This window comes from Roseococcus suduntuyensis, assembly GCF_014196305.1.
Classification (GTDB): Bacteria; Pseudomonadota; Alphaproteobacteria; order Acetobacterales; family Acetobacteraceae; genus Roseococcus; species Roseococcus suduntuyensis.
The window spans coordinates 89,054-107,819 of sequence record NZ_JACIDJ010000003.1 but is presented as its reverse complement, the minus strand read 5'-3'; the positions used below and the strand labels follow the sequence as shown (position 1 = coordinate 107,819).

The window sequence follows — 18,766 nt, the reverse complement described above, 5'->3', positions numbered from 1 at the left end:
TGATGTTGATAGATTCCCACTGCCATCTGGACTATTTCACCGAGGCCGAGATCGAGGGCATCCTCGCCCGCGCCCATGAGGCGGGGGTGGAGCGGATGGTCACCATCGGCACCTCCATCCCCCAAGCGGCGGCGGTGACGGCGCTGGCCGAACGCTTCCCGCAGGTCTGGGGCACCATCGGCGTGCATCCGCACCGGGCGGGCGAGGGCACCATGCCGACGGTGGAGGAGTTGGTCGCGCTGGCCCAGCACCCGCGCGTGATCGGCATCGGCGAAAGCGGCCTCGACTACTTCTACGACAAGGCGCCGCGCGACACCCAGCGCGAGGGCTTCCGCCGCCACATCCGCGCGGCGCGCGCGGCCGGCCTGCCGCTGGTGGTCCATGCGCGCGACGCCGATGACGACATCGCCTCCATCCTGGAGGAAGAGCGGGCAGGGGGGTCCTTCGCCTTCCTGCTGCACTGCTTCAGCTCCACGCCCGCCCTGGCCGATGCCGCGATCGCGATGGGAGGATTTATTTCCTTCTCCGGAATCCTGACCTTCCCGCGCTCGGCCGAGCTGCGGGAGCTGGCGGCGCGGCTGCCGGCGGACCGGCTGCTGGTGGAAACGGATTCGCCCTACCTCGCGCCCGTGCCCTTCCGCGGCAAGCGTTGTGAACCTGGCTACACGGCGCTGACCGCCAAGGTGCTGGCCGAGGCGCGCGGTGTGGCGCCCGAGGAGATCGCGGCCACCACCACGGCCAATTTCCACCGGCTTTTCACGAAAGCCGCGTGAACAGGGTGCGCGTCCGGCTGCTGGGCACCGGGCCATCCCAGGGCGTGCCGGAGCTGGGCGGGCTCTGGGGCGAATGCGACCCCACCGAACCGCGCAACCAGCGCACCCGCAGCGCGGCCCTGATCGAGGCCTCGGACGGCACGCGGCTGCTGGTGGACGCGGGGCCCGACATTCGCGCGCAATTGCTGGCGGCCGGGGTGGACCGGCTGGACGCGCTGCTCATCACCCATGCCCATGCGGACCACATCGCGGGGCTGGATGAGATGCGGGCCATCAACCGCCGCATGGGGCAGGCGCTGCCGCTCTATGCCACGGCCACCACGCTGGCCGCACTCCGGGCGCGCTTCGACTACTGCTTCCTGCCGCCCACGCGCGGCTTCTACCGCCCGGCGCTGGACGCGCGCGAGGTGGAAGCCGGCCAGACCCTGCGCCTGGGCGGGTTGGAGGTGGAGCTGCTCGACCAGGACCACCGGGTGATGCGCAGCCTGGGCCTTCGCATCGGCCGCTTCGCCTACACGACCGATGTGGTGGATTTCCCGCCTGAAAGCTTCGCGCGGCTGCACGGGCTGTCGCTCTGGGTGGTGGGCTGCTTCCAGCGCGTGCCGCACCCCGTGCATGCCAACCTCGACCAGGTGCTGGAATGGCGTGCGGCGCTGGGGCGGCCGCGCACGGTGCTGACCCACATGAGCGGCGCGTTGGACTACGCCACGCTGCGCGCCGAATTGCCCGAGGGGGTCGAGCCCGGCTTCGACGGGATGGAGCTGCACCCGTGATCCCAGGCTTGATCCACAGGCTTTTCCCCACCTCAAAAAATTCCATAATAAATCTTATGCGGTATCCATGGCCTGTGGACAGTTGTGTATGACCGCGCGAGAACCCGCCCCCATGACCCCTCCCGACCCCGCCGAAGCCACCCTCGCCCTGCTGGCCGTCATGGCCCGGCTCCGCGATCCGGATTCCGGTTGTCCCTGGGACGTGGCGCAGGATTTCGCCTCCATCGCGCCCTACACGATCGAGGAAGCCTATGAGGTGGCGGATGCCATCCGGCGCGGCCCGGACCCGGCCATGTTGCGGGACGAGCTGGGCGACCTGCTGCTCCAGGTCGCCTACCACGCCCGCATGGCGGAGGAGCGCGGCTGGTTCGCCTTCGCCGATGTGGCCGCCGGCATCACCGCCAAGATGATCCGCCGCCACCCGCACGTCTTCGGCGCGGCCGAGATCGCCGACGCCGCCGCCCAGACCGCCGCCTGGGAGGACGCCAAGGCCGCCGAACGCGCGGCCCGGGCCGAGACGGGTGCGCTCGCCGGGGTGGCCACCGCCCTGCCCGCCCTCACCCGCGCCGAGAAGCTGACCAAGCGCGCGGCCCGTGTGGGCTTCGACTGGCCCGATGCCGCGGGCGTGCTGGACAAGCTGGCCGAGGAAACCGCGGAGTTGCGCGCCGAACTGCCGGCCGCCGATCCCGCCCGGCTGGCCGATGAGCTGGGCGACATGCTGTTCGTGATGGCCAACCTGGCCCGCAAGCTGGGCCTGGACCCCGAGTCCTGCCTCGCCCAGGCCAATGCCAAGTTCGAACGCCGCTTCGCCGCGGTGGAGGCGGCGCTGGCTGAACGCGGCCAGGCGCCGGCCGATGCCGGGCTGGAGGCGATGGAGGCGGAGTGGCGGGCGGCCAAGGCGCGGGGGCTGTAGCGTCTGATCGGCTTCGGCGGCATCGCCGAAGCCGTGAATCAGCCGCTCAGCCAGGGCTTCAATGCGCCAGGCTCATCTCCGGGATGGATTCGCTGGCGGTCCAGAAGCGGCCGATGCTGTCCGCATGCACGGCGCGGGCCGCCGCATCGGCCTCCGCGCGCGGCGTCGGCTCCAGGTCGAAATGCCCATGGGTGTCTTGGCCACGGACCAGCGTGGCCGAGAGCCGCGTCGGCCCCACATGCCGCACCCGCGCCGGGATGTAGCTGATGCCAAGCCCGATCCGGTCATGCGCCGCGCGGTTGGGCTGGGAGGCGTGCAGCGCCAGCGTGTCGTGCAAGGAGAACTGACCGGGTTGCAGCGGAATGGGTACGGCCGCGCGCGGTTCGACCTCCACCGCCACGCTCTGCCCGCGTGAGAGCATCACCCGCGGATCCTTCCGGTCGGCATGGGGCAACTGCCCGTGGCGGTGGGAGCCGGGCAGGATCGTGACGCAGCCGGCCTCCTCCGTGCTCGGGGTCAGCGCCAGCCAGGCGGTCACATGCTCATGCGGCGCCAGGCCGAAATAGGTCGAATCCTGGTGCCAGGGCACGAAGCCCTCGGAATGCGCGGGCTTCCACCAGAGCGTGGTGTGGAAGACCAGGATGTCGGGGCCTATCAGGTCCTCCACCGCGTCCAGGATCGCCGGGTGGCGGACGATCTCGGCCGCCCAGGGGAAGAGCAGATAAGGCTTCACCCGCGTCGAGGGCTGGCGGATTCCGGCCTCCGAACTGGCCCGCGTCGCCTCGGCGCAGCAACGCAGCACATGCTGGTGCCAGGCCTCCGCCTGTTCGGGGCTGCAGGCGGTCAGGGGCGTGACATAGCCGTCGCGGCGATATTGCGCGATGGCGGCGTCGTCGAGGTGCTTGGGCATCGGCGCCTCCGCGGTGATGGCGAACAGCATGACGCGCCATCATACTGAAGGGCAAGCCTTTCTGGCGTAAAACCGGGCAGCTTTTTGGTGCGGGTGACGAGTTGCCCAGGTAAGCGCCAACCGATGCCCGAGTTGGCTGCTCCTACCCCTTCTGCCCCGGCCAGCGCCCGCCCGAGGCCGGGCGGTCCTTCGCCGGGAACAGGCTGCCGCCATAGCCCGCCGCCTCGGGGATGCGGAGCATCACATTCCCCTCCCCGTCCGGCACGGGCTCGGGCATCACGGTCACGATGGGGGTGGCACGGGCGGTCTTGATGGCCTCTTCCATGCTGCGGTGACGCGCGAGGCGGCCGAGGTTCAGCCGCGTCGGGAAGACCAGGGTGCGGCGGCCGGCCTCGGCCTCCTCCAGCACCTGGCCAGGGCGCATCCAGACGGCCTCCACCATCTCGTGCCCGTCATGCACGGCCACCTGGTCCTCGGGGGCCGGTGCCACGAAGAAATGGGTGTCGAAGCGTTTGGGGCTGTGGACCGGCGTCACCCAATGGGCGAAGGGCGTCAGCGCCTCGTGGTGCGGGCGCAGGCCGAGGCCCGCCAGGTGCGCGGCGAAGGGGCCTTCGGCCGGCGGGGGTGCCGGGGGGCGGGCCAGCAGCAGGCCGCATTCCTCCCAGGCCTCGCGGATGGCGGCGATGCGGTAGTGGCCCAGCGGGTCGCCCTCGGGGGCCAGGGCCGAATCCGCCGCCTCCACCCGCCCGCCCGGAAAGACCAGCGCGCCGGAGGCGAAATCCACCTCCCGCGCGCGGGCCACCATCAGCACCTCCAGCCCCGCCGCGCCGTCGCGCAGCAGGAGGATGGTGGCGGCGGGGCGGGGCTTGGCGGGGGCTGGCGTGTCCATGGGCGCCACTCAAGCGCGGGCGGCGCCGCTTGGCCAGACCATCAGGAGGCGCGGATATTCCCCTCCCGGATGATGGGCGCCCAGGTGTCGAACTCGGTGCGGATATGGGTGGCGAAGGCCTCGGGCGTGCCGGGCACCATCTGCCCCGCCTGCTGGCGCGCCACCTGCTCGACCACCTCCGGCATGGCGGCGATGCGGGCGAAGACGGCGTTGATGCGCAGGGCGAGGTCCCGGTCCATGCCGGCCGGACCCAGGATGCCGTGCCAGATGGCGGTGTTGAAGCCGGGTAGCACATCGGCCACGGGGCGGATGTCCGGCAGCAGCGGCGTGCCGGCGGGCGAGCCCACCCCCACCGCGCGCACCCTGCCCTCGCGGATCATGGACAGCGCCGAGGAGACGGAGGGGAAGGCGAACTGCACATCGCCGCGGACCAGCGCCGTGACCAGCTCGGCCCCCGAGCGGTAGGGCACATGGACCATGCGGATGCCGGCACGGCGCAGGAACAGCTCCATGAAGAGGTGCGAGCCATTGCCATTCCCGGCCGAGGAATAGGTGTAGCCATCGGGCCGCGCGCGGGCGAGGTCGATCACCTCCTGCGTGGTGCGGGCCTCGATGGTCGGGTGGGCCAGCAGCACGGAGGGCAGGTTCACCAGGTGGATGATGGGGGTGAAGCCCGTCATCGGGTCGTAGGACAGCGAGGGGTTCAGCTCCTTGCCGATGGCGTTGGCGCCGATGTCCGCCATCATCAGCGTCTGCCCGTCGGGGCGCTGTTGGGCGGTGAAGGCGCCGGCGATGGTGCCGCCCGCGCCGGGTCGGTTCTCCACCACCAGGGTGTGGCCATTCGCCACCTCCGGGAAGCGGGCCGCCACGATGCGCGAGAGCGTGTCCACCGCGCCGCCCGCGCCGAAGGGCACGATGAGGCGGATGTTGCGGTCCGGCCAGGCGGGCTGGGCCTGGAGCGCGGGGGCCGCCAGCAACGGCAGCAGCGCGGCGCCGGCCGCGCGGCGGGTGATCTTGATCATTGGATTCGTTCCTCCCTTGGCCGCGACTTTAGCCTGGGCGGGCGGCGCCACAACGGGAAGATGCGGGGCTTGCAGGGCGCGGCGGGATACCCGCGTGAGGGATTGCTATGGCCGCACAGTACACGCGAAACGTGCATGTAATTCATGGGTATATGGTTTGGGTGGCTCCACCACTCAATCAGAAGGTCCGGCTTGCCAATTTCCGGCGTCTCCGTGCTAGAAAATGGGAAAAGGAAGGTCGCCTGTGACTTGGTCCCTGCTTGTTCATGACCCCGAGAGCCAGGCCTTCGCCGTGGCGATCACCACCTGCAACCTCGCGGTCGGGGCCTCCTGCCCCTTCGTGCGCAGCGGGGTGGGCGCGGTCTCCACCCAGTCGCTGACCAACCGCTACCTGGGGCCGGCGGTGCTGGCGGGGCTGGCGCGTGGCCTCTCGCCCCAGGCCGCCATCGAGGGCGCGCTGGTGGGCGATGACGGCAAGCATCTGCGCCAGGTCCATGCGCTGGACCGGCACGGCCGCGCCGCGGTCTGGACCGGGCGGAACTGCGTGGCGCATGCGGGTTCCCGCAGCGGCCAGGGCTGGTCGGTGGCGGGCAACATGCTCTCGGGCGAGGAGGTGATCTCCGACACCGCCGCCGCCTTCCTCACGCGCGAGGAACTGCCCATGCCCGAGCGCATGCTGGCCGCCATGCAGGCGGGCGAGGCCGCGGGTGGCGACCGCCGCGGCCGGCAATCCGCGGCCCTGCTCCTGACCACGGTCGAGGATTTCCCGGACATAGACCTGCGCGTGGACGACCACCGCGCGCCGCTGGATGAGCTTCAGCGCCTGATGAAGCTGTGGCGCACCCTGCGCGAACCTGGCCTGCGTGACAGCCCGAGCCGGGCCAACCCCTCGGGCCTCACCGACCTCGACGACATTGACGAGGGGTGGCGCCGCAAGGGGCTGGATCTGCGGCTTAGTCGGTAGCGCCCGATCGGTTTCGGTGGTCACCGAAGCCGTGAATCGGACGGTCAGGAAAACGCCCGATCGGCTTCGGTGGCCGCCGAAGCCGTGAATCGGTCGGTCAGCCAGTCGCGCCGGCCACCGGCTCCGGCTCCGGGTCGGCGGCGCGCAGCGCGGCAAGCTCGGCCTCCAGCGCCGCCACGCGCGCTTCCAGCGCCTCGGCCTGTTCGCGGGCGCGGCGGGCCACCTCCATCACGGCGTCGAGGTCGGCCGCGCGGGCCAGTTCCAGGCGCCGCACCATGCCCTCGGCCTGGGCGCGGGCCATGGCCTCCATCTCCGCGCGCATGCCCGACAGCAGCGAGAAGGCGCCGCCCGCCACTCCCGCGATGTCGTCCAGCCGCTGCCTTGCCTCGTTCCGCATGTCCTGTCCTTCCTTGGCGGCCGCGCTTGCCGCCGCCCCAAGCTGGCTATAACCCGCGCCCATGATCCTCGTCACCGGCGGCGCCGGCTTCATTGGCTCCAACCTCGTCCAGGCGCTGAGCGCGCGTGGGGAGGAGGTGGTGGTCCTCGACCGGCTTGGCGAGGGGGAGAAGTGGCGCAACCTCGAAGGCTGCGTGCTGGCCGGGCTGTGGCCGCCCGAGGCGCTGGACGCGGCACTCGCCATGGTGCCGCGCGCCGTGGTGCATCTGGGCGCCATCAGCGCCACCACGGCGACCGACGGCGATGCGGTGGCGGCCGACAACCTGATGCTGTCGCTGCGACTTTGGGAGTGGTGCGCGGCCCGGCAGGTGCCGCTGATCTATGCCTCCTCCGCCGCCACCTATGGCGATGGGGCGGAAGGCTTCGACGACGTGCAGGACGCGGCGGGTCTGGCCCGCTTCCGGCCACTGAACCTCTATGGGTGGTCCAAGCACGCCTTCGACCGGCGGGTGGCGCAGATGCTGGCCATTGGCCGCCCTGCCCCGCCGCAATGGGCCGGGCTGAAATTCTTCAACGTGTATGGGCCCCGCGAGGCCCATAAGGGCCGCATGGCCAGCGTGGTGCTGCACAAGTGGCGCGAGGTGATGGCGGGACAGCCCGCGCGCCTCTTCGCCTCCGACCGACCGGGCATCCCGGATGGCGGGCAGATGCGCGACTTCGTCTGGGTGGGCGATGCGGTGGCGGCCATGATCTGGCTGCTGGACACCCCCCGCGTCTCGGGCCTGTTCAACCTGGGCAGCGGGCGGGCGCGCAGCTTCGCCGACCTGGCGGGGGCGCTGTTCGCCGCACTCGGGCGGGCGCCGGACATCGAATACGTTCCCATGCCGGCGGATCTGGCCGGGAAATACCAGTATTTCACCGAGGCCCCCATGGCGCGGCTGCGCCAGGCGGGTTTCGCGCAGCCCCCCACCTCCCTGGAGGAGGGGGTGCAACGCTATGTGGCGTGGCTTTCGGAGAATCTCTGGAACCGCGCGGGCTGACCGCCTTCAATCCGGCAAACGCGCCTGGTCCACCGCCTGGGCATAGGCGAGGCGCGCGGGCGCCGGCGCGCTGCCGCCCACCTGCACCAGGTAGCGGTTCTTCAGCAGCATGGTGATCTGCCCGTCATTGCCCTGCACGGCGCGGTGCGGCCCTACCCGGATCAACCGGCCCATCGCCCCCGCCATGGCGGGGTTGGCCAGGATCATGGCGAACTGCGCCAGCATCGGGTTGTCCGCCATGATCTGGATTTCCACCGTCTCGCCCGCCGCGTTGCGATAGCGGCGCGAGGCCTGGGTCATGCCGCCGAACAGGGACACGCCCGCCGCCTGGGTTTCGGCGTCCTCAGCGGTCCAGCCGGGCAGCGCGTCCGGCAGGGCGGCCGCCACGCCATCGGCGGCGCGCTGCTGAAGCAGCTGCTGCGCCTCGCCCAGCGCCGCGCGGGCGCCCGCCAGGTCCCCCGCGGCGTAGGTGCGCGCCGCCTCGGCGATGGCGTCGCGGATGTCATCGGCCCGGGCGGGCGCGGCCGCCACCGAGAGCGCCACCAGGGCGGCGCCGGCCATGAGGCGGAGCGGGGTCGAGGTCATGCAGGTTTCCTCCCTGGGTTGTGGCGCGATCCTGCCGGCATCGGCGCGCGCCTGCAACCAGGGGTGGCGTCAGCGCCCCTTGAACACCGGCCGGCGCTTCTCGTTGAAGCTCGCGATGCCCTCGCGCCGGTCCTCGGTGGGCACCAGGCGGTTGTAGGCCTCCACCTCGAAGCGCAGCCCGGTGCGGAGGTCCATCTGCATGCCGAAATGGATGCTTTTCTTCGCTTGCCGCACCGAAAGCGGCGCATTGCCCGCGATGGTGCGCGCCGTCTCCAGCGCGGCGTCGAACAGCGCCTCGGCCGGGTGCAGCGCGTTCAGGATGCCCCATTCCAGCGCCTGTTCGGCGGTGACGGGCTTGCCGGTCAGGATGATTTCCTTGGCCCGGCGCTCGCCCACCGTGCGGGGCAGCGTCATGGTGCCGCCCGCACCCGGCATGATGCCGATGGTGACCTCGGTCAGCGCGAAGCGGGTGCCGGGCTGGCCATAGGCGAAATCCGACGCCAGGACCATTTCCAGCCCCCCCGCATAGGCATGGCCGTTCACGGCCGCGATGATGGGGATGGGGCAATCCATCTGCGCCCAGAAGGCGCGTTCGAAGATCTCGTGCTGGGCGATCCATTGCGCGTCGGTCATGCCGTTGCGCTCCTTCAGGTCGCCGCCGCCGCAGAAGGCGCGGCCGCCGGTGCCGGTGAAGATGACGCAGCGCGTCTCGCCGGGTTCGGCCGTGAGGTGGGTCCAGAGGGTCAGCAGGTCACGCCCCATCTGGGTGTTCAGCGCGTTGGAGACCTCGGGCCGGTTCAGCCTTGCCACGAGCACATGGGGGGCGGGGGTTTCGAGGGCGATGGTGTCGAGTTGCGGCGGCGTGTCCATCGGCATGTCCTTGGGGCTGGTTTGGAGCATTTCTCGCGCGGGATGAGGCGGCGGGACAGGGGTATGACCCTAGGAAGATTTACCAGAACCCGCCGACAGGAAGGAAATCGCCAATGCCAGCGAGGACCCAACAGGAAAAATGATTGTCCTAGGACAATTATCAGAAACTTCCACGATGTCATTTGGGAACAACAGCCTGAGGCCCACCCCCGCCGCCTTCGCCGCCGCCATGTCCGTCCGGCGGTCCCCCACCATCACCGAGGCCGCCACGTCGAGTTCCAGCGCCGCCGCGGCATCCAGGATCATCCCCGGGGCGGGCTTGCGCCGGCGGCTCGGGGCCACATCCGGGCAATGCTCCACGCGGTCCAGGGCCGCGCCTTCCTGTGCGAAGCGCGCGCACATCCAGGCCGTGAGCGCCGCGAAATCCTCTTCGGAATACATGCCGCGACCGATGCCCGACTGGTTCGTCACCACCACCAGCGCCATGCCGAGCCCACGCGCGGCCCGGCACAGCTCGAAGATGCCCGGCCGGAAATGGAAATCCTCGATGCGGTGGACGTAGCCCAGATCCTCGTTCACCACCCCGTCGCGGTCGAGGAAAAGCGCGCGCCGACCCGTCATGGCCCAGGCGGTGGGAACAACGCGGCCTCGATGGCGCCGCACAGCGCATGGCCCAGCGCCTCATGCCCCTCCTGGACGCGGGCCGTCTCGGTGCTGGGCACGCGCAGCAGGTGGTCGCACAGCGCGCCCATGCGGCCCCCGCGCGCGCCCGTGAAGCCCACGCACACCATCCCCCGCGCCCGTGCCGCTTCCAGTGCCGCCAGCACATTCGCCGAATTGCCGGAGGTGGAGAGCGCGAACAGCACATCCCCCCCCTGCCCCAGCGCCGCCACCTGGCGGGCGAAGACCTGGTCGAAGCCGTAGTCATTGCCGATGCAGGTCAGCGCCGAGCTGTCGGTCGTCAGCGCGATGGCCGGAAGCGGCGGACGGTCATGCAGGAAGCGGCCCACCAGCTCCGCCGCCCAGTGCTGGGCGTCGGCCGCGCTGCCGCCATTGCCGCAGAGCAGCAGCTTGCGGCCGCCCTGAAGCGCCGCCACCGTCACCTCGGCCACGCGGGCGGCGGTGGCGCAAAGGGCCGCATCGCCCGCCATCGCCTCCAGCACCCGCGCCGATCGCGCGAGTTGGCCCGCCATGTGTTCCGCCAGTTCCATGCGCCCCTCCTCGCCGGGGTCTCACATACCCACACCGGGGCCCCGCGGCAAAACCGGCGGTTCATGGGCGGCGATGACGGCCCAGGCGGCCTCCGCATCGTCCACGAAATGCAGCAGGCCCATGTCCGCCGCGCCGATCAGGCCGGCATCCTGGAAGGCCTGCCAGTTGATCAGCCCGCGCCAATGGGCGCTGTCCACCAGCACCACCGGCACGGCCGGCGTGCGGCCGGTCTGGCGCAGCGTCAGGATCTCGAACAGCTCGTCCAGCGTCCCGAAGCCGCCCGGGAACACCACCAGCGCCCGCGCCCGCATGGCCAAATGCAGCTTGCGGATGGCGAAGTAGTGGAACTGGAAGGTCAGGTTGGGCGTGGAGTAGCGGTTCGGGCGCTGTTCATGCGGCAGCTGGATGTTGAAGCCGATGCTGGGGGCGCCCACGTCATGCGCGCCGCGGTTGGCGGCCTCCATGATGCCGGGCCCGCCGCCGGTCGCGATCACGTTCTCGCGCCAGCCGTCTATGGGTTCCAGCGCGCCGCCGCGCATGGAGGCGATCTGCCCGAAGCGCCGCGCCTCGGCATACCAGCGGGGGTGGTGGCCCGGCCCGTCCTCCGCGATGCGCGCGCCGCCGAAGACCACGATGGTGGAGCCCACGCGCGCCGCGCGCAGCGCCTCGTCGGCCTTCACCGCCTCAACTTGCAGCCGCACGCCGCGCATGGCGGGGCCGCGCAGGAAATCCTCGTCCAGCAGGGCCAGGCGATAGGCCGGGTTGTCGTCGTGTTCCGTCATCTTCTCCCCCCGCGCCGTGGCGCGCATGATGCGCCCGCAAGCGCCCCCCTCCAACCAGCGGCGCGGCGAAGGGATGCCAAGCGATGTCCGTCACCCTGCATGTCCATGGCGCGGCACGCACCGTCACCGGTTCCTGCCTGCGCTTCGAGGCGCCGGGCGCGCATGTGCTGGTGGATTGCGGCATGTTCCAGGGCCCCAAGACGCTGAAGGCGCTGAACCACGAGCCCTTCCCCTTCGACCCCGCGAGCCTCGACGCCGTGCTGCTGACCCACGCGCACATGGACCACAGCGGGCTGCTGCCGCGCCTGGTGAAGGAGGGTTTCCGCGGCGCCATCCACGCCACCCCCGCCACCATCGAGCTCTGCGCCTGCCTCCTGCCCGACAGCGGCCACATCCAGGAGAGCGAGGTGCGGATGTTGAACCGCCGCAACCGCCGCCGCTGGCGCGGGCGCGAGGAGGTTCGCCCTATCTACGGTCCCGCCGATGCCGATGCGGCGCTGGAGGCTTTTCGGCCCGTGGCCTATGGCGAGTGGATCAGCCCCGCCAAGGGCCTGCGGGCGCGCTGGTGGAATGCGGGGCACATGCTGGGCTCCTCCTCCATCGAGATGGAGTTCGGCGATGTGCGCGTGCTGGCCTCGGGCGACATCGGCCCCGATGACGGCACCCTGCACCCGGAGCCGGAAGGGCCGCAGGGCCTCGATCACCTCATCTGCGAAAGCACCTATGGCGATGAGGACCGGCCCCTCATCACGCCTGAGGCCCGCCGCGCCGCCCTGGCCGCGCTGGTGCGCGAGGCCGCGGAGCGTGACGGCGCCCTGCTGATCCCGAGCTTCGCGGTGGAACGCGCGCAGGAGGTGGTGCTGGACCTGGTGCTGCTGATGCAGCGCGGCGATATCCCGGCCACGACCATCCACATGGACAGCCCGCTCGCCACCCGCGCGAGCAAGGTCTTCGCCCGGCACGCGCATGGGATGGAGGAGGGCGAGGCGCTGCGCGCCGCCCTGCAATCACATCGCCTCGTGCATGTGGTGGAGGGGGCGGCCAGCCGGAAGCTGGCGCAGCACAAGGGCTTTCACATCGTCATCGCGGGCTCGGGCATGTGCGATGCGGGGCGTATCCGGGAACACCTGAAGTCCCGGCTGTGGGACCCGGCGGCCATGGTGGTGCTGGTGGGCTTCCAGGCCAGCGGCACGTTGGGCCGGCTGCTGCAGGAAGGCGCGCCGCGCGTCCGCATCCAGGGCGAGACCATCGAGGTGGCGGCCCGCATCACGCGCATCGAGGGCTATTCCGGCCATGCCGACGGGCCGGAGCTGGCCCGCTGGGTGGAGGCGCGGCGGCCCATTTCGGGCGGCATCTTCCTGACCCATGGCGAGCCCGAGGCCATCGAGGGTCTCGCCGCCCGGCTGGGCAACCAGGTGGTGCAACCCGTGCTGGATTCGCGCTGGCGCCAGCCGGCCGGCGCGCCGCCCGTGGCGCTGCCCGCGCCCGAGAATGTCCGCCGAATGGACCCGGAGGCCCTGGCCCGGCCCGACTGGCACAATGAACGCGCCGCGCTGCTGCTGGGCGTGGAGGAGGCCATTGAGCACGCGGCAGACCCTGCCGCGCGGGCGGCACTGATCGCGCGGCTCAAGGCCGCGTTGCTGGGCTAGCGTCTGGTCGTCCGAGCGGCGGATCAGCCGCTCACTTCACGCCGGCGCGTAGCGCGCCAGCGCGAGGTCGTCATGCGCGATCTCGGGCGCGCGGGCGCTGACCAGGTCCGCCAGCAGGCGCCCCGAGCCGCAGGCCATGGTCCAGCCCAGCGTGCCATGGCCCGTGTTCAGGAACAGGTTGCGGTAGCGCGTGGGGCCCACGATGGGCGTGCCGTCCGGCGTCATCGGCCGCAGGCCGGTCCAGAACTGGGCCTCGGCGGGGTTGCCGGCATCGGGGAAGAGGTCGGTCAGCGTGTGTTCCAGCGTCTCGCGCCGGGGCCGGCGCAGCTTGAGCGAGAAGCCCGCCAGCTCCGCCGTGCCGCCCACGCGGATGCGGTCGCCCAGGCGCGTCACCGCGATCTTGTAGGTCTCGTCCATCACGGTGGAGACGGGGGCGGCGTCCGCGTCGCGCACCGGCAGCGTCAGCGAATAGCCCTTCACCGGATAGACGGGGATGGAGACTGCGAGCGGCCGCAACAGCGCCGTCGAATGGCTGCCGAGTGCCACGACGTAGCGGTCGGCGGTGAAGCGGCCCTGGTCCGTGACGACGCCCGTCACCTCGCCGCCCGCATGCTCGATGGCCTGGATGGAGACGCCCTGGCGGAACACCACGCCGCGCGCGGCGGCCATCTCGGCGAGGCGCTGGGTGAAGAGGAAGGCATCGCCCGTCTCGTCGCCCGGCAGGCGCAGCCCGCCCACGAACTTTTCCGCCACGCGCGCCAGGGCCGGCTCGGCCGCGATGCAGCCGGCCATGTCCAGCAGTTCATGCGGCACGCCGCTTTCGCGCAGCACGGCGACATCGGCCTGCACGGCGTCGAGCTGCTTCTGCGTGCGGAAAAGCTGCAGCGTGCCCTGGGTGCGCTGATCGTACTGGATGCCCGTCTCGGCGCGCAGGGCCAGCAGGGCGTCGCGCGAATATTCCGCGATGCGGACCATGCGGGCCTTGTTGGTGGCGTAGGCGCCCTCGGTGCAGTTCGCCAGCATGCGCGCCAGCCAGGGGTAGAGCCCGCCCTTCGCCTGGGGCCAGAACACCAGCGGGCGATGGCGCATCATCAGCCACTTCATCGCCTTGATGGGGATGCCGGGACCGGCCCAGGGCGCCGAATAGCCGGGCGAGACCTGGCCCGCATTGGCGAAGCTGGTCTCCATGCCGGCGCCGGGCTGGCGGTCCAGCACCGTGACCTCATGGCCCGCCTGGGCGAGATACCAGGCGCTGGTGACACCGACCACACCACTGCCGAGAACGAGAACCCGCATCGCCGCCTCCAGAAGAACCGGAACAGGGCTGACAGTATCGGGAGGATCATGCGTGGTTCCGGCGCATCTTGCGCAGAACCGGGCGTTTGCGCGAATTCTTGCAAGATTCTGCGAGGAAGTGGCACAAACCACCATGCACGCCCTGGACGAGACCGACCTCGCCATCCTGCGCGAACTGCGCCTGGATGCGCGGATCACCAACGCCAAGCTGGCCCAGGCGGTGGGGCTGTCGCCCTCGGCCTGCCTGCGGCGTCTGCGGCTGCTGGAACATCGCGGCGTCATCCGCGGCTATACCGTACTGCTGGCCGAGCCGCAGCGGGCGGGCCAGGTCACGGTCATCGTGCAGATCACGCTGGACCGGCAGACGGAACAGCACCTCACCCGCTTCGAGGCCGCCATCCGTCGCTGCCCGGAGGTGCGCGAATGCTACCTGATGACCGGGATGGCCGATTACCTGTTGCGCGTGGAATGCCGCGACGCGGCCGACTACGAACGCATCCACAAGGAACAGCTCAGCCGCATGCCCGGCGTGGCGCGGATCCAGTCCAGCTTCGCCATCCGGGCGGTGGTGACCGGGTAGAGCGCGATCCGCGAAGGCGGAATCGCCGTCGCGGTGAATTGCTCTCTCAGCTTGGATTTCACTGGCCTCGCACCCATTCGCAGGTGCAGCATCCTGGCCATGGATGGAACCAACCCCGATCTCCTCCCGCGCCTGCTCGGCCGGATGCGCGACGCACGCGCGGCCTCCGCCCAGGACCCCTTCGGCGACCCTGTGCTGCTGACGGCGCTTTCGGTCAGCCGCGGGCTGGATGACGGCTCGCTCGACCTCGGGCGGCTTGGCGACATCATCCAGCAACTGGCCGATGACGCCATGGCGGGGCGGGCGCGGCGGCTGGCGCGCTATCTGGGCCATACAACCGGGGCGGACCCCTTCCCCGGCCTCGCGCAACGCCTGGCGCGGCCCGACCCGCTGGACAGCCCCATCCCCTTCGCCGCCTATCGCGCCCTGGTCGAGCGCGCACGCTTCGCGGCCGTCTTCACCGCGCACCCCACCTTCTCGCTGCCGCCCGCGACCCATGGCGCGCTGGCCGAAGCCGCCAGCACGGGCGAGGCCCCGGCGCGTGGCCTGCCCCACCGCCCCGCGCCGGTGACCTTGACCGAGGAATTCGACCAGGCCTGCGCCGCGATCCTGCGCGGCCGCGACGCGCTGGATGAATTCGCGGGCAGCCTGCTCGACGCCGCCCGCGCCATCTGGCCCGACCGCTGGGCGCAGTTGCGGCCCTCGCCCGTGAAGCTCGCCTCCTGGGTGGGCTATGACACGGATGGGCGCACCGATATCGGCTGGTGGGACACGCTGCGGCTGCGCCTCATCATGAAGCGGCTGCAACTGGAACGGCTGGCCGCCCAGCTTCCCGGCACCGCCATCGCCGAGCGCGCCGAACAGGCGGTGGACGCCGTCATCATGCAGATCGCCTCCGTGCCGGACCGGCCCACGCCCGCCGCGGTGCAGGCCATGGCGGCCGAGATGCTGGCCCGGCGGGAGGCGGCGATGACGGATCTGACGCCCCTGCTCACCCTCTTCGACGCCGCGCTGGAGGAGGCCGCGGACGACGCCGCCCGCCGCAAGCTGGCCGTGGCGCGGGCGGGGCTGGTGGCCCATGGGCTTTCGCTCGCCCACACCCATGTCCGGCTGAATGCGACCCAGGTCCATAATGCCGTGCGCCAGCGCCTGGACATCACCACCGCGCCCGAGGACATGGCCCAGCGCCGCACCCTGCTGGCCCAGGTGAACGCGGCGCTCGCGAACGTGCAGGCCCGGCCGGTGGATTACGGCGCCCTGCTGGCCGAACAGGCCTCGGCCGCCAAGCTGATGATGAATGTCGCGCAGATCGCGAAGCATGTGGACCGCACCGCGCCCATCCGCTTCCTGATCGCGGAGACGGAGACGGGTTTCACCCTGCTGGCGGCGCTGTGGCTCGCGCGGCATTTCGGCTGCGAGCGGCATGTGGAGATCTCGCCGCTCTTCGAGACCGCCGATGCGCTGGAACGTGGCGAGCGCGTGCTGGACGAGGCGCTGCGCAGCCCCTCCTTCCGCGACTATCTCCGCCTGCATGGGCGGCTCTGCCTGCAGTTCGGCTATTCGGATTCCGGGCGCTATGTCGGGCAGCTCGCCGCCTCCTACCTGGTGGAGCGGCTGAAGCTGCGGCTGGCGGAACTGCTGCGGAAACACGGGCTCTCGGGGATCGAGGTCGTGCTGTTCGACACCCATGGCGAGAGCATCGGCCGCGGCGGTCACCCGGACAGCTTGATGGACCGGCTGGACTACCTCTTTCCGCCCCAGGCGCGGGCTGCCCTGGCCGAGGCCGGGCTGCCGGCGCGCGAGGAATCGAGCTTCCAGGGCGGTGATGGCTACCTGCTCTGGGCCACGCCCGAACTGGCCCGCGCCACCGTGGCCCGCATCGCCGAACACGCCTTCGCCGCCCTGCCCGCCGGCGTGGACCCCATCTACACCGAGAGCGACTATGGCGCGGACTTCTTCGCGACCCTGCGGCGCGAGGTGCAGGCGCTGGTGGCCGACCCGGGCTACGCGGCCCTGCTGGGCGGGTTCGGGCCGGGGCTGCTGGAGCGCACCGGCTCCCGCCCCTCCGCGCGGCAGACGGATGGCGTGGGCGGGCCCGCGCGGCTGACCCACCCCTCGCAGCTGCGCGCCATCCCGAACAACGCCATCCTGCACCAGGTGGGGTGGCTGGCGAACACGCTGCACGGGCTGGGCGCGGCGGTGACGGCGAACCCCGAGGCCTTCCATGACCTGCGCGCGCGTTCCCCCCGCTTCCGGCGCGCGCTGGGGATGGCGCTGCGGGCGGCGGAGTGTTCCGACATCGGGGTGGTGCGGGCGGTGATCGGCACGCTGGACCCGGGCACTTGGCTGGACCGCGCTTCCGCCACCCTGCGGCCTGGCCGGCGCGAGGCGCTGCTGGCCGTGGCGGACCCGCTGGACGCGATGGAGCTGGAAGCGCCGCTGCGCCGCCTCTACCGGCGCCTCAAGGCCGATCACCTGGCACTGCGCGCCGCCTGGCCCGAATTGCCCCAGATGCCCGAACGCCTGGTGCTGCTGCACGCGCTGCGCCTCGCGCTGATCCATCGGCTCTGGTTGCTGGCGGTGCGGGTGCCGGAATTCAGTCCCAGGCACGGCGCGACGCGCGAGGGGGTGCTGGCGCGCATCCTGGCGCTGGACGTGGAGCCGGCCGTGACCTTGCTGGAACAGATCTTCCCCTCGGCACCCGACCCGGTGACGGGCCTCGACTTCCATGAGCCAGCGGCACCTGACGAGGGGCCGAGCTATGGGCGCGAGCATGCCGAGATCTTCGGCCCCATGCGGCAGATGTTCGACCTGCTGCGGAACTGCTCGGCCGCCGTCAGCCATGAGGTGGGGGCCTTCGGTTAGTCCTTGCGCGGCCCCAACCCGTAGGGCCGCACCAGCTCCCACACATGGGCCGGGATCATGCGCGGGGCGCGGCGGGGCTGTTCGCGCTGGAGGTGGATGACGCTCTCCACCGCCTTCATCTCCACCCGCGCGCGGGCGAATTCCAGGCCGCGCGGGCCCATGCGGGGCATGAGCCAACCCACGATCGGCCGCAGCCAGTTCGGCATGCGCCGCAGCGGCAGCCCGCCCGCCGCGCGCTGGGTGTTGGCGAGGAAACCCTTCACCGGCCCCGCACGCTTGCCGGCGCTGCCGGGGGCCGCGGTTTCGACCTCATCGCCCAGCAGGGAGAGCAGTTCCTCGCCGCGCGCGTTGCGGAGGATGAGCCATTGCTGCCCCTCACCGCCCATGTAGCCCACGGTGATGTCGGCCAGGACGTTGGTGTAGTCCACGCAGCTGCGGCAGGTCAGCGGAAAGAAGTCCTTGGGCAGTTTTGAGATGGGGAGTTGCAGGAAAGGAATCTCTCGTCGCCGTCCGTCCGCGTAGCGCAGCTCCACGTGGAAATCGGCGCGGAATTCCAGATAGGTGATGGTTCCGGGGTCTTCATCCAGCAGCGCCAGGAACTGATGAAAATTTTCCGTGGTCGTGTTGTCGGAACAGGGCGTGCCGATGACGTAAAGCCTGTCGAACCCCAGCTCCTTCTCCAGCGCCCGCAGCGCATAGACCTGGCAGGGAATGCCGATCACCGCGAGGCGCCGGTGCCCCGCCGCCCGCGCGGGTTCCAACAGGGCCAGCAGCGGCGCGTAGCCCATCCGCATGCCCCGCACGCCCGCCATGTCCTCGGCCCGCGTCACCAGGACGGGGGTGGGCTTCCAGCGGTCCTGGGGGTCGGGCGCCATGGTCAGCACGGCGTCCACCGCCCCCACCTCCAGCAGCCGGGCGGCGAGCCGCGTGGTGATGCCGGTCCATTGCGCGCCGGGCAGCGGCGCGCGCAGCCGGGCGCGCAGCATGCGCAGGTGTGGCCCGAAATGCAGCTCGTCCGGCCGCGCGGGGTCGCGCGCGCGGCCATGCACCTGCGCCTCCAGCGCCGGATAGTCGGGCGCCACGAACTGGCAGGCCCGGCCGCAGGCCTTCGGGTCCTCCATGCGCGAGACGCCGCAATCGGTGCAGAGGTTGCGGTGCGGCGCGGGGCGCAAGGGGGGCGTCATCGGGCCGGGATGGGCGTGGTCCATGGGCACGAGGCTAGTCGGCTGACAGCGCCGCCGTCCAGG

At 71.3% G+C, this 18,766-nt stretch carries 19 protein-coding genes; 8 read left to right on the top strand and 11 right to left on the bottom strand.

All coding sequences use genetic code 11. From position 1 onward, the window contains the following. Positions 1 to 2: 2 nt before the first annotated feature. The 3 genes from GGQ83_RS10610 (at position 3) to mazG (ending at position 2,459) form a co-directional block, all read left to right on the top strand. Positions 3 to 773, top strand: coding sequence for a TatD family hydrolase (locus GGQ83_RS10610; protein WP_184383779.1), 771 nt, complete (start codon positions 3 to 5; stop codon positions 771 to 773). A 5-nt stretch (positions 774 to 778) separates the two neighbouring features. Then, entirely contained in the window at positions 779 to 1,546 is a 768-nt protein-coding gene (locus tag GGQ83_RS10605; protein ID WP_184384339.1) for an MBL fold metallo-hydrolase, read from the top strand. 112 nt (positions 1,547 to 1,658) lie between these two features. Next, entirely contained in the window at positions 1,659 to 2,459 is an 801-nt protein-coding gene (gene mazG, locus GGQ83_RS10600) for a nucleoside triphosphate pyrophosphohydrolase (protein ID WP_184383778.1), read from the top strand. Between the two features lie 58 nt (positions 2,460 to 2,517). On the opposite strand, the gene GGQ83_RS10595 is transcribed toward mazG, so the two are convergent. The 3 genes from GGQ83_RS10595 to GGQ83_RS10585 form a co-directional block, all read right to left on the bottom strand. Further along, positions 2,518 to 3,399 carry a phytanoyl-CoA dioxygenase family protein gene (locus GGQ83_RS10595; protein WP_184383777.1) on the bottom strand — a complete coding sequence of 294 codons (882 nt, stop codon included), beginning with the start codon at positions 3,397 to 3,399 and terminating at the stop codon, positions 2,518 to 2,520. 112 nt (positions 3,400 to 3,511) lie between these two features. Beyond that, positions 3,512 to 4,258, bottom strand: coding sequence for an NUDIX hydrolase (locus GGQ83_RS10590; RefSeq protein ID WP_184383776.1), 747 nt, complete (start codon positions 4,256 to 4,258; stop codon positions 3,512 to 3,514). A 41-nt stretch (positions 4,259 to 4,299) separates the two neighbouring features. Further along, a complete protein-coding gene (locus GGQ83_RS10585) occupies positions 4,300 to 5,280 on the bottom strand; it encodes a Bug family tripartite tricarboxylate transporter substrate binding protein (RefSeq protein WP_242535061.1) in 981 nt (326 codons plus the stop codon). A 244-nt stretch (positions 5,281 to 5,524) separates the two neighbouring features. Here GGQ83_RS10585 and GGQ83_RS10580 point away from each other — a divergent pair, with 244 nt between their 5' ends. Next, positions 5,525 to 6,244 (top strand): DUF1028 domain-containing protein, encoded by a 720-nt coding sequence (locus GGQ83_RS10580; RefSeq protein WP_184383775.1) that lies wholly within the window; start codon positions 5,525 to 5,527, stop codon positions 6,242 to 6,244. Between the two features lie 97 nt (positions 6,245 to 6,341). Here the strand turns inward: GGQ83_RS10580 and GGQ83_RS10575 are convergent, their stop codons facing one another. Next, a complete protein-coding gene (locus GGQ83_RS10575) occupies positions 6,342 to 6,704 on the bottom strand; it encodes an accessory factor UbiK family protein (protein ID WP_260170573.1) in 363 nt (120 codons plus the stop codon). On the opposite strand from GGQ83_RS10575, the gene rfaD reads away from it, so the two are divergent. Further along, positions 6,703 to 7,680 carry an ADP-glyceromanno-heptose 6-epimerase gene (rfaD, locus tag GGQ83_RS10570; protein WP_184383774.1) on the top strand — a complete coding sequence of 326 codons (978 nt, stop codon included), beginning with the start codon at positions 6,703 to 6,705 and terminating at the stop codon, positions 7,678 to 7,680. The genes GGQ83_RS10575 and rfaD overlap by 2 nt on opposite strands. Before the next feature lie 6 nt (positions 7,681 to 7,686). On the opposite strand, the gene GGQ83_RS10565 is transcribed toward rfaD, so the two are convergent. From GGQ83_RS10565 to GGQ83_RS10545, 5 genes are all read right to left on the bottom strand, one after another. After that, complete coding sequence (locus tag GGQ83_RS10565) at positions 7,687 to 8,265, bottom strand: hypothetical protein (RefSeq protein ID WP_184383773.1); 579 nt, start codon at positions 8,263 to 8,265, stop codon at positions 7,687 to 7,689. A gap of 69 nt (positions 8,266 to 8,334) precedes the next feature. Continuing rightward, positions 8,335 to 9,165 (bottom strand): enoyl-CoA hydratase/isomerase family protein, encoded by an 831-nt coding sequence (locus GGQ83_RS10560; RefSeq protein ID WP_207018119.1) that lies wholly within the window; start codon positions 9,163 to 9,165, stop codon positions 8,335 to 8,337. 39 nt (positions 9,166 to 9,204) lie between these two features. Continuing rightward, positions 9,205 to 9,756 carry a D-glycero-alpha-D-manno-heptose-1,7-bisphosphate 7-phosphatase gene (locus tag GGQ83_RS10555; RefSeq protein WP_184383772.1) on the bottom strand — a complete coding sequence of 184 codons (552 nt, stop codon included), beginning with the start codon at positions 9,754 to 9,756 and terminating at the stop codon, positions 9,205 to 9,207. Next, positions 9,753 to 10,346, bottom strand: coding sequence for a D-sedoheptulose 7-phosphate isomerase (locus GGQ83_RS10550; RefSeq protein WP_184383771.1), 594 nt, complete (start codon positions 10,344 to 10,346; stop codon positions 9,753 to 9,755). The genes GGQ83_RS10555 and GGQ83_RS10550 overlap by 4 nt, the downstream gene beginning before the upstream one ends. A 21-nt stretch (positions 10,347 to 10,367) precedes the next feature. Next, the gene (locus GGQ83_RS10545; RefSeq protein ID WP_207018117.1) at positions 10,368 to 11,129 is read right to left on the bottom strand and encodes an LOG family protein; all 762 of its coding nucleotides are present in this window, start codon (positions 11,127 to 11,129) and stop codon (positions 10,368 to 10,370) included. Between the two features lie 83 nt (positions 11,130 to 11,212). Here GGQ83_RS10545 and GGQ83_RS10540 point away from each other — a divergent pair, with 83 nt between their 5' ends. Continuing rightward, positions 11,213 to 12,778: an MBL fold metallo-hydrolase RNA specificity domain-containing protein gene (locus GGQ83_RS10540; protein WP_184383769.1), complete on the top strand. Its 1,566-nt coding sequence runs from the start codon at positions 11,213 to 11,215 to the stop codon at positions 12,776 to 12,778. A gap of 36 nt (positions 12,779 to 12,814) precedes the next feature. On the opposite strand, the gene GGQ83_RS10535 is transcribed toward GGQ83_RS10540, so the two are convergent. Next, complete coding sequence (locus GGQ83_RS10535; RefSeq protein ID WP_184383768.1) at positions 12,815 to 14,074, bottom strand: D-amino acid dehydrogenase; 1,260 nt, start codon at positions 14,072 to 14,074, stop codon at positions 12,815 to 12,817. Positions 14,075 to 14,207: 133 nt separating this feature from the next. On the opposite strand from GGQ83_RS10535, the gene GGQ83_RS10530 reads away from it, so the two are divergent. Both GGQ83_RS10530 and GGQ83_RS10525 read left to right on the top strand, forming a co-directional pair. Next, positions 14,208 to 14,654: an Lrp/AsnC family transcriptional regulator gene (locus GGQ83_RS10530; protein WP_184383767.1), complete on the top strand. Its 447-nt coding sequence runs from the start codon at positions 14,208 to 14,210 to the stop codon at positions 14,652 to 14,654. A 99-nt stretch (positions 14,655 to 14,753) separates the two neighbouring features. After that, positions 14,754 to 17,519 (top strand): phosphoenolpyruvate carboxylase, encoded by a 2,766-nt coding sequence (locus GGQ83_RS10525; RefSeq protein WP_184383766.1) that lies wholly within the window; start codon positions 14,754 to 14,756, stop codon positions 17,517 to 17,519. On the opposite strand, the gene GGQ83_RS10520 is transcribed toward GGQ83_RS10525, so the two are convergent. Further along, complete coding sequence (locus GGQ83_RS10520) at positions 17,516 to 18,703, bottom strand: Coenzyme F420 hydrogenase/dehydrogenase, beta subunit C-terminal domain (RefSeq protein WP_242535060.1); 1,188 nt, start codon at positions 18,701 to 18,703, stop codon at positions 17,516 to 17,518. The genes GGQ83_RS10525 and GGQ83_RS10520 overlap by 4 nt on opposite strands. Positions 18,704 to 18,766 lie beyond the last annotated feature (63 nt).